Raw genomic sequence first — 10,607 nt, 5'->3', positions numbered from 1 at the left:
GCTTCCATCCCAAAGATGATTATATAAGATTTTTTCAGAAAGTGTTAAGGGCTTACCAACAACTTCACGTGCTTTATCAACACGTTCTGCCATTTGCGCATAAACCTTTTTTATCATATCAATGTCGAATGCCATAGTATTTATATTTTTTTTGATTATTTGTACTAATATACAAAATGTAGAATGACTATAAAAGTGTAAATAACATATATATAATGATAGTTAAATAAGTTTTTTCTATGCTATAATGTTTTAAAATGAGAATGTTTTTTTATGTACCTATTTTTTAATTTAGAAACAAAAAAAGCCTGATTCTTTGATTCAGGCTTTTTTATATATAAAGAAATTATATTATCTAACTAATTGTTTTTGCGAAGGCTTAAACTTGGTTAAAACAATACCATCTACTGCAGCTTCATATTCAGCTAAAGTAGGAGTTCTTCCTAAAATGGTAGATAATACTACCACTGGAGTAGAAGATAATAAAGATTCTCCTTTTTTCTCTCCATCATCTTTTACAACTCTTCCTTGGAATAAACGTGTAGAAGTTGCCATTACAGTATCTCCTGGTTCTGCTTTTTCTTGGTTACCCATACATAAGTTACAACCTGGACGCTCTAAGTATAACATGTTTTCGTACTTGGTACGTGCCAAACCTTTTGGTGCGCTATCGTCGAATTCAAAGCCTGAGTACTTTACAAGTACATCCCAGTCTCCTTCGGCTTTCAACTCATCAACAATATTGTAAGTTGGTGGCGCAACTACTAAAGGAGCTTTAAACTCAACCTTTCCGTTTTGCGCCTCAACGTTTTTCAACATTTGAGCCAATATTTTCATATCACCTTTGTGAACCATACAAGACCCAACGAAACCTAAATCTACTTTTTTAGTACCACCATAGTAAGATAATGGACGAATATTATCATGCGTATAACGCTTAGAAACATCTTCATTATTTACATCTGGATCTGCAATCATTGGTTCAGCAATCTCATCCAAATCAATAACTACTTCTGCGTGGTATTTAGCATCTGCATCTGGTCTCAAAGAAGGCTTAATACCTGTTTTAAGTTCCGTAATTCTAGTCTCTGCCTTATCAACAAGTCCCTGAAGTACACCTTTTGCATTATCCATACCCTTTTCTATCATGATTTGGATACGACCTTTTGCAATCTCTAAAGATTCAATTAAGGTATCATCTTCTGAAATACAGATAGATGCTTTCGCTTTCATTTCTGCCGTCCAATCCGTAAACGTAAATGCTTCATCAGAAGTTAACGTACCAATATGAACTTCAATTACACGACCTTGGAATACGTTTTCGCCTCCAAACTGTTGTAACATTTGCTGTTGCGTAGCATGTACCACATCACGGAAATCCATATAAGATTTCATTTGTCCTTTAAAGGTCACTTTAACCGATTCTGGAATTGGCATAGAAGCCTCACCTGTAGCTAACGCCAAGGCAACAGTACCTGAATCTGCACCAAAAGCAACACCTTTAGACATACGTGTATGAGAATCTCCACCAATAATGATGTCCCAATCCCCTACCGTAATATCGTTTAGTACTTTATGAATAACATCCGTCATTGGGAAATACTTCCCTTTTGGATCACGACCGGTAATTAAACCAAAGTCGTTCATAAAGCTCATTAATCTTGGAATATTAGCTTTAGACTTATCATCCCAAACTGATGCCGTATGACAACCAGATTGGTACGCACCATCTACAATTGGAGAAATAACCGTTGCAGCCATCATCTCTAATTCTTGAGAGGTCATTAAACCTGTAGTATCCTGAGAACCTACAATATTTACCTCTGCACGAACATAAGATCCTGCGTGTAACGTAGCTCCAGAAGTACCAACTGCATTTCTATTGAAAATTTTCTCTACAGCCGTTAACCCTTGTCCTTCAATAGAAACTTCTTTAGAAGTTGCATATACTTGAGGTACATCTATACCTAAGGTCTTAGCTGCAAATGTTTGTAGTTTTTTACCAAAAACAACAGCGTAAGAACCACCTGCTTTCATAAACTCCATTTTTTGGGGAGTAAATGCTGCAGAAATATCTTTTAATTCAACTTTACCGTGATAAAGCTTTTTCTCTTTTGTATTAATAGTAAGCACCGTACCTGTTGCAACAGAATACATTTGTTTTAGAATTGGCTCACCATCTTCATCAACTATTGTATTACCCGCTTCATCTTTTTGTTTTACCCAGTTTTTAAGGTCCAAACCTATACCACCGGTTACACCAACCGTAGTCAAGAATATTGGAGCAATACCATTTGTACCGGCAATTACCGGTGCAATATTAATAAAAGGTACGTACGGACTAGATGAAATACCCGTCCATAATGCCACGTTGTTTACACCAGACATTCTAGAAGAACCAACACCCATAGTTCCTTTTTCGGCAATAAGCATTACACGCTTATCAGGATGCTCTTCCTTTAAAGCCAATAATTCATTTTGCATGTCTTTGTTATGCTCAAACATACATTGTCCATGCAATTCACGATCCGATCTGGAGTGTGCATCACCACCTGGTGATAATAAATCTGTAGAAATATCACCAACACCGGCAATATATGTTACTACTTCTATTTCTTCTTCTACCTCTGGTAGTTTGGTAAAGAATTCCGCTTGTGCGTAACTTTCAATAATATCCTTAGCAATGGCATTTCCACTTTTAAAAGCTTCTTCTAAACGAGAAGTATCTGCTTCATAAAGGAATACTTGAGTCTTTAAAACCTCAGCTGCCTGTTTTGCCAAAGCCTCGTTAGAACCTAAGGCAATATCCAACAACACCCTTACTGAAGGACCACCCTTCATATGAGACAATTGTTCAAAAGCAAAAGTTGGAGTAATCTCCTCTAAGACCGACTCACCAAGAATAATTTCTTTTAAGAATACTGCTTTTACCTCTGCGGCACTAGTGGTACCCGGTAAAACATTATAGATAAAAAAGTTTAGAGAATCTTCTCTATACTCATTATCCACATCTTTAATTTGCTCAATGATTTTGCTAAGTAATTCAGCACCATCAATTGGCTTTGGATGAAGACCTTGACTTTTACGCTCTTCGATCTCCTTAAGGTAATCTTTATAAATGCTCATTAAAAAGTAATTTGTTTGTTAATTTGGATGCAGACATGTAGCTAGATTTCTAATTTCTCTCTGAAGACTTGTTTATGAAATGAGAATCATTATATCTACAAATTAACAGACTGAAAGGATTTTAAGAATATATGCTATTGAATTAGAACATTATATATTCCTCTAAACTTACCAATGTCAAATGTCATCTGTTAATTAATATTAAGTTTACGCAATTTCGTAAAATTACGTAATATAGAACGCATTTAAAATTAAATAAGTATGATTAGTAACTTTTTCTCAAATGAGGGATAAAGTAGATAGATATCAAACAATAATGATAGCCATTTTCTTTAATTTCTTCGAAAAATGTAGAAAAGTGGTAGTTTTTTAAAGTAACCTATCAATAATATCTTCTTCACTGATACCTTCTGCCTCAGCTTTGTAGTTTTTAATGATACGATGACGGAGTATACCTTTTACTACGGCATGTACATCTTCAATATCTGGAGAAAATTTTCCATGAACGGCAGCATTTGCCTTAGCTGCTAAAATAAGGTTTTGTGATGCCCTTGGTCCTGCTCCCCAATCTAAGTACTGCTTAACATAGTCTGAAGCAGAGTCTAAATTAGGTCTTGTACTATTCACCAATTTTACGGTATACTCAACAACGTTATCAGCAACCGGCACTCTACGTACCAAGTCTTGTATGTCAATTATGTCTTGAGCATTAAATAACGGATTGATTACCTGTTTTCTATCTGCAGTAGTATTTTTAACCACCTGAATTTCTTCAGCTATAGATGGGTACTTCAATTCTATGGCAAACATAAAACGGTCTAACTGAGCCTCTGGCAACGGGTATGTTCCTTCTTGTTCAATTGGGTTTTGAGTTGCCAAAACAAAATATGGCAAATCTAATTTATGTTGATGCCCGGCAATAGTAACCGCTCTCTCTTGCATAGCCTCTAAAAGAGCTGCCTGCGTTTTTGGCGGAGTTCTATTAATTTCATCTGCCAAAATAATATTAGAGAATATAGGACCTTTTATAAACTTAAAATTCCTATTCTGATCTAAAACCTCACTACCAAGAATATCACTTGGCATTAAATCTGGTGTAAACTGTATTCTTTTAAACTCTAGACCCAAAGCTTGAGCAATGGTATTTACCATTAAGGTTTTTGCCAAGCCCGGAACACCGATCAGCAATGAATGACCACCTGAATAAATAGAAAGCAAAATCTGTTCAATAACCTCATCTTGACCTACAATGATCTTGGCTATTTCCTTTTTAAGCTCAGCATGTTTTACTACTAGGCGTTCTATTGCTGCAACGTCTGACATATATTTATTCTTTTACCCAGTTATTAGCGAACTCACAATCTTTGTTCTCATCGTTAACACTAATATAAGTATCTTCTATATGCTCATCCATCCATTTTTTAATGGCGTTGTATTTCTTTTCGGTAAGCGCCAATTCTTGAATCTTCGTATAATCTTTAGAGAAATCGGCAACATGCTCATCATACCTATTGGTAATCTTTAAAATTTTATATTTAGGTGCTCCACCTCTTGGATCTTCTTCTAACACAGGATATGTAATTTCATTATCCTTCAAGTTCTGTACTTGGTTGTATAATGTAGGATCCATTTTGGTCAACTCAAATTTAGAATCGAAGTTTACCGGGTTACGTAGCAATCCGCCATCAAATTTCGTTTCTTTCTCATCAGAGAAATTTAAAGCAGCCTCGGCAAAAGTAAATTCACCATTAATAATTTTCTTACGAATACTATCCAATTCGGCTTTAGCCTCGTCCATTACGTTTTGAGATATTTCTGGCTGTATCAATATATGTCTTAAGTCTAGCTCTTGACCTCTAATCTTTTCAATGTAGATGATATGGAAGCCGAATACAGTTTCAAAAGGTTCAGAAACTTCACCTTCTCTTAAACTGAAGGCTACATCTTTAAACTTCTTATCAAAACCGGTGTCTTTTGTAATGCTATAAAAACCACCTTTAGATTTAGATCCCGGATCTTGAGAATATAGAATCGCCTTTACACTAAAGCTAGAGTCGTTATCCTCAACATCTGCCTTGATCTGATTCAGCTTATCAATAACCTTTTGTTTTTCTTCTTCAGATGGTTCTGGCTCTTTGGTAATTTGTGCAATCTCTAATTCAGCACCAAATACCGGACGCTCATCTTCTGGAATCTTATTAAAGAATTGACGAACCTCTTCAGGTGTAATTTCAATCTCTTTAATAATGTCTTGTTGCATACGCTCAGAAAGCATACGTAACTTATTAATTTTATAAAGCTCTTCTCTAAAACTAGCTTCGTCGGTTTTCTTATAGTATTTCAATACCTTTTCCATAGAACCGATCTGTTGTACCAAAGATTGTAGTTGGCGGTCACCGGTTGCGTTTACCTCATCATCTGAAACTAAAATACTATCTTGAACAGCCTGGTTAGCGTACAAACGATCTTCCATCAACTTACCTAAAAGTCCACAATGGGTAATGTCTTCTGTAGCTGCACCTTGACTTTTAAGATCAATTAATGTTTTCTCTATATCAGAATCCAAGATTACATAATCACCAACAACAGCGGCAATACCATCAAGCTTAATTTTTTTGAAATTAATAGAGGAGTCTTTTTTAATTGGGCTAGCTTCTGCTATAGCTTCCATTGGCTCAGCTTCATTAGCCGTAACGTTTGGTATAGAATCTTGTGCGGTTACTATACCTGAGAATAGTAAAACTGCACCTATGTAAATACTATTTTTTGTTTTCGAAAACTTCAAATTCATTATCCTTGATTGCTTCATCTAATAATTCAGTTTCTAATTTGCGTAGGTAGTCCATTTTTCTACGACTTAATAAAACTTGTTCAATTGTAGGTTTAATAAAGGACAAAGGCGCAACATCGTTGACATCTTTAGTTTCCTCTATTTTTCCCAAATATACCCCGATTGAATCCTCTAATTCAAAAAATTGTGAATTTTTTAAGTACTTATTGGCATTGTCTGGGGTAATTGGAGGTATTTCTTCAAATATTCTAGTGTAGCGTACCCAAATAGAGTCATTAAAGTTCAATTTAGTAAACTGAATACCAACAGAATCTAAATACCTAACATCATCTTTTTTAAATCTTTTTAAACGCTTACCTACTTCATCTTGATTTAAAAATCCTTTTGGTAAGGCAACAAAACGAATTCTTGCAATCTGCTCTTTTAATTTAAAATTCTCTTTGGCGTTCTCATAGAATGCGTTTAATTGCTCAACAGTAATTACCGAATCTGTAGCTTGTGCAACCAATGCCTCTTTATAAACACTTGTATATAATTCAGTTCTATAATCATCTACCAAGGCATTGTATTCAGCCAATTTTTCTTCAGACAAATTAATTTTGGCTTTAGAAAGTAACAATTGTTTAGAGGCCCAATTGTTTATGTAGTTGACAGCAAAAGAAGCACTGTCACCCTTAGTCATATTCTCTGTGATTAACGGCGCTAGGTCGTCTTCATACAAAAAAGACTCGCCTACCCTTGCAATGACTTTCTTTTCTTCATCTTTCTTAAAAAGACCGTCACAAGAGGTGAATGCAACAGCGATTACCCCTATCATCACAATAGGATAAAACTTACGGAGTAAAAACATAGATTTCTTAAAAAACATCAAGCAAAAATAGCAATAACCAAATCGTGTGCAAATGCTTAATGATTTACTTAACACGTTTTTAGGGCTTACAAGATATAACAAATAGCTAATAATCAATTAAAAATAACCTGTCACTACCTTTTTATCTCATTACATACTGACTATAAACCGCCATTTTTTAGGTAAATTTGCTACTTGTTTTTATAACCTAACACTATATATTCTTGAACCGACAGATAAAACTAATATGGGATTTTAGAGGTCCTGCTGCATTAAAAACTGCCGAACATCATGTTAAGCACCTAAATGAATTTATAGCTTCTGAAAAAACAGCTTTGAATATTACTGGTTTCAATGAAATAAATGACATGTACAGTATTGCATTTATGGTCGTGGAAGAAAAAGAAATGATTACGGTCAGAGATTTACTAAAACCGCACCGTGGCGAAGTTTATACTCCATAAAACATAATACCATGAAGTACTTTCTTCTTTTCATATGTTGTGTTTTTTTGACGAGTTGCGCTCAAAAAAAACAAAATTTAAATTTTCTTGAAGTTGCCCTATCATCAAATGACCCTAAAATAAAAAGGGTTATGGATAGTATTGATAGTTATCAGGTTCAAATAAGATATACACAAATAGATAGAAGAAATGATAGTGTCGCATTTACGGACTATGATTTTCAGGTAAATGATAGCATGTATTTTTATCCTGCAAGCACAGCTAAATTCCCCACTGCTGTTTTAGCGTTAGAAAAACTAAATAAAACAGACACCTTATCTATAAATACGAGATACTATATAGAAGGCGATACTCTTGAAAGTACCGTTGCAAAGGATATATCTGAAATTTTTGCAGTCAGTGATAATTTGGCAAACAATAGGTTGGTAGAGTTCTTAGGATTTGAAGCTATCAATGAAAGTTTAAAGAACAAAGGGATTGCACCTGTTAGACTAAGTCATAGATTAGGCTATCATTCAGATGATTTAAGAACAAAGCCCCTAATCATTTACTTGAACGATTCTACTACTGGAATTACGGAATCAATCTTAAACAAGACACCAGAACGTTTAGAGCTCTTTGAAATTGAAAAGGGAAGTGGGTATTTTGAAGATGGCGAACTCATTGAAGAAGCTTTTGATTTTAGTCAAAAAAACTATTATCCTATTTCTGCACAACACAACCTTTTAAAAAGAGTGATGTTTCCGCAGAACTATAAAGCAACAGAACAGTTTGACCTTAGTAGCGAGCAAAGAGCATATTTACTTAAAGCAATGCACACTACTCCGCAAAAAGCAGGCTATGATCAGGCTACATATTATGATGGCTACTGTAAGTTTTTCATGTTTGGCGATACTAAAAAGATCATACCTGAGTATATAGAAATATATAATAAAGTAGGGTTCGCTTACGGCACGTTAACTGATTGTGCCTATATAAAAGACAGTAAAAATAATATCGATTTTCTATTGACGGCAACTATTTTAGTAAACAAAGACGGTATCTTTAATGATGACGCCTATGAATATGATGAAATAGGAATTCCGTTTTTAGCACAATTAGGTAGAGAAATTTACCAACAAGAATTAAATCGAAATCAACATTAGAAACAGCACGCTGAATATGCAAGATAACACCAACAAAACAAGGATAAATAAATACTTAAGCGAAGCTGGTTATTGCTCACGTAGAGCTGCAGATAAATTGATTGACCAAGGTAGAGTAACCATTAACGGAGAAGTACCAGAAATGGGTACTAAAATATCTGCAGGAGATGTTGTTAAAGTTGATGGAGAACTGATTAAGGGATCCAAAGGAAAATCTACGTACTTGGCATTCAACAAACCCGTAGGTATTGTTTGCACTACAGATACGGGTGTTGAAAAAGACAATATTATTGATTTTATAAACTACCCAAAACGAATTTTCCCAATTGGTAGATTAGATAAACCAAGTGAGGGACTTATATTCCTAACCGATGATGGCGATATTGTAAACAAGATACTTCGTGCACGTAACAACCACGAAAAAGAATATTTGGTAACCGTAGATAAGCCAATTACCATTGATTTCTTAAATAGGATGCGCAAAGGAATTCCTATTCTTGACCAAGTCACCAGAGAATGTGAGGTTTTTGAAGTAAGTACATATCAATTCAGAATAATTCTAACTCAAGGTCTAAACAGACAAATTCGTAGAATGTGCGAATACCTAGATTATAGGGTAAAGAAATTGAAGCGCATTAGAATTATGAACGTACAACTAGATGTACCCGTTGGAAAATGGCGTGATCTTACCGAAGAAGAATTAAAGGAAATCAACAGGCTTGTTAGTACCTCATCAAAAACATTCGACGGCAAAAAGTAATTTCGTCATATCATTGCTATCACAACACTAACGATTTAACAGAAAATATCGATATAATTCGTTATTAATCACTACCTTATAAAGAAAAGATACGTTATGTCACAAGAGTACAATTTTTCAACAAGTCATCATTTTATCAAGTATATATTGATATTTCTTGTTTCCATAGGATTAGGAACCTATGCCATGATGGCACAAGCCATTAATTATACGGAATACACCGGTGAAGTTTTAGATGCCGACACCAAAAAACCTTTAATTTTTGCTACACTTACCGTAGACAACACCAATGTAACCACGATTACCAACTCAGAAGGGCAATTTTCATTGAAAGTTCCAAGTGAGTACACTGAAAACAAATTAACTATTGCATTCTTAGGTTACAAAACCAAACAAATTGCTATTTCAGAATTAGAGGAGAAGAAGAATAAAATCTTCATGACCGAATTTGTTATGGCCTTATCAGAGGCAAGTATAGATGCCCCAAATGATGCTGAGGCGTTAGTAAAAGAAACGCTGAACAAAAAGGGGGACAATTATTTAAATGAAAGTACTGTAATGACTGCCTTTTACAGAGAAACTATTAAGAAAAGAAGAACTAATGTAAGTCTTTCAGAAGCGGTAGTGAATATTTACAAAACTCCATATTCTTCTAAAAAGACCGATGCACTAGAACTTTACAAAGCTCGTAAGAGTACGGATTACAATAAGTTAGACACGGTTGCTCTGAAACTTCAAGGCGGACCGTTCAATACATTATTTGTGGACATGGTAAAATACCCAAACTACATCTTTACACCAGAGACTTTAGCATACTACGATTTTTCTTTTGACACCTCTACTCGTGTAAATGACCAGCTTATTTACGTTATTGATTTCAAGCAAAAACCTGAAATTATAGACCCGTTATATAATGGTAAACTATACATTGATGCTGAAAATAAAATATTGACAAGCGCTATTTACTCCCTTAACATTACTGATAAAAGATTGGCATCTCAAATGTTCGTAAGAAGAAAACCTAAGAATGCAGAGGTATGGCCAACGGAAGTATCTTACCGTGTAGATTACAGAGAAAAAGATGGTAAATGGTATTATGGCTATAGCAATGTTCTATTAGAATTCAAAATAGATTGGGACAAACGTTTATTCAATTCAGTATACAGCATGAATTGTGAAATGGCTATCACAGATTGGGAAAAGAATACAGAAAATACCTTTCCTAAGTATAAGGACAGAATGAAGTCATCAATTATATTAAGTGACGAAGCCATAGGTTTTACCGATCCAGATTTTTGGGGAGAATACAATATTATTGAACCCGAAAAATCCATAGAATCTGCTATTAAAAAAATTCAAAGACAATTGCGAAAAGGCAAACCTATAAGTGGTACTGCTGCACGCTAGATAACTTTAAGTAGTGTTTAAAAAAAATCCCTTTGCTATTTTATAATAGAATTACAAAGGGATT

8 protein-coding genes are annotated in these 10,607 nt (G+C 34.6%); 4 read left to right on the top strand and 4 right to left on the bottom strand.

Annotated elements, in window-relative coordinates:
- Nucleotides 1–351: 351 nt before the first annotated feature.
- The 4 genes from ABJI11_RS02635 to ABJI11_RS02620 form a co-directional block, all read right to left on the bottom strand.
- A complete protein-coding gene (locus ABJI11_RS02635; RefSeq protein ID WP_348349161.1) occupies nt 352–3,126 on the bottom strand; it encodes a bifunctional aconitate hydratase 2/2-methylisocitrate dehydratase in 2,775 nt (924 codons plus the stop codon).
- Between the two features lie 369 nt (nt 3,127–3,495).
- A complete protein-coding gene (locus ABJI11_RS02630; protein ID WP_348349159.1) occupies nt 3,496–4,449 on the bottom strand; it encodes a MoxR family ATPase in 954 nt (317 codons plus the stop codon).
- A 4-nt stretch (nt 4,450–4,453) separates the two neighbouring features.
- Nucleotides 4,454–5,797 (bottom strand): peptidylprolyl isomerase, encoded by a 1,344-nt coding sequence (locus tag ABJI11_RS02625; protein WP_348349163.1) that lies wholly within the window; start codon nt 5,795–5,797, stop codon nt 4,454–4,456.
- Nucleotides 5,798–5,885: 88 nt separating this feature from the next.
- Entirely contained in the window at nt 5,886–6,767 is an 882-nt protein-coding gene (locus ABJI11_RS02620; RefSeq protein ID WP_348349157.1) for a peptidyl-prolyl cis-trans isomerase, read from the bottom strand.
- 224 nt (nt 6,768–6,991) lie between these two features.
- Between ABJI11_RS02620 and ABJI11_RS02615 the strand changes: the two genes are divergently transcribed.
- The 4 genes from ABJI11_RS02615 (at nt 6,992) to ABJI11_RS02600 (ending at nt 10,543) form a co-directional block, all read left to right on the top strand.
- Nucleotides 6,992–7,231: a hypothetical protein gene (locus ABJI11_RS02615; protein ID WP_276492417.1), complete on the top strand. Its 240-nt coding sequence runs from the start codon at nt 6,992–6,994 to the stop codon at nt 7,229–7,231.
- 131 nt (nt 7,232–7,362) lie between these two features.
- Nucleotides 7,363–8,376 (top strand): serine hydrolase, encoded by a 1,014-nt coding sequence (locus ABJI11_RS02610; protein ID WP_348349155.1) that lies wholly within the window; start codon nt 7,363–7,365, stop codon nt 8,374–8,376.
- 16 nt (nt 8,377–8,392) lie between these two features.
- On the top strand, nt 8,393–9,136 hold the full coding sequence (gene rluF / locus ABJI11_RS02605; protein WP_348349153.1) for a 23S rRNA pseudouridine(2604) synthase RluF: 744 nt from the start codon (nt 8,393–8,395) through the stop codon (nt 9,134–9,136).
- 96 nt (nt 9,137–9,232) lie between these two features.
- A complete protein-coding gene (locus tag ABJI11_RS02600) occupies nt 9,233–10,543 on the top strand; it encodes a carboxypeptidase-like regulatory domain-containing protein (RefSeq protein WP_348349151.1) in 1,311 nt (436 codons plus the stop codon).
- Nucleotides 10,544–10,607: the final 64 nt, after the last annotated feature.

Origin of the sequence: Maribacter sp. (assembly GCF_039968975.1) — a bacterium.
Classification (GTDB): Bacteria; Bacteroidota; Bacteroidia; order Flavobacteriales; family Flavobacteriaceae; genus Maribacter.
This window is presented reverse-complemented; position numbering and strand designations above follow the sequence as displayed.

Coding starts and splice junctions, on each gene's coding strand:
- ABJI11_RS02625 (WP_348349163.1), bottom strand. CDS start 5,797: ATGGAAGCTATAGCAGAAGCTAGCCCAATTAAAAAAGACTCCTCTATT.
- ABJI11_RS02620 (WP_348349157.1), bottom strand. CDS start 6,767: ATGTTTTTACTCCGTAAGTTTTATCCTATTGTGATGATAGGGGTAATC.
- ABJI11_RS02635 (WP_348349161.1), bottom strand. CDS start 3,126: ATGAGCATTTATAAAGATTACCTTAAGGAGATCGAAGAGCGTAAAAGT.
- ABJI11_RS02630 (WP_348349159.1), bottom strand. CDS start 4,449: ATGTCAGACGTTGCAGCAATAGAACGCCTAGTAGTAAAACATGCTGAG.
- rluF (WP_348349153.1), top strand. CDS start 8,393: ATGCAAGATAACACCAACAAAACAAGGATAAATAAATACTTAAGCGAA.
- ABJI11_RS02610 (WP_348349155.1), top strand. CDS start 7,363: ATGGATAGTATTGATAGTTATCAGGTTCAAATAAGATATACACAAATA.
- ABJI11_RS02600 (WP_348349151.1), top strand. CDS start 9,233: ATGTCACAAGAGTACAATTTTTCAACAAGTCATCATTTTATCAAGTAT.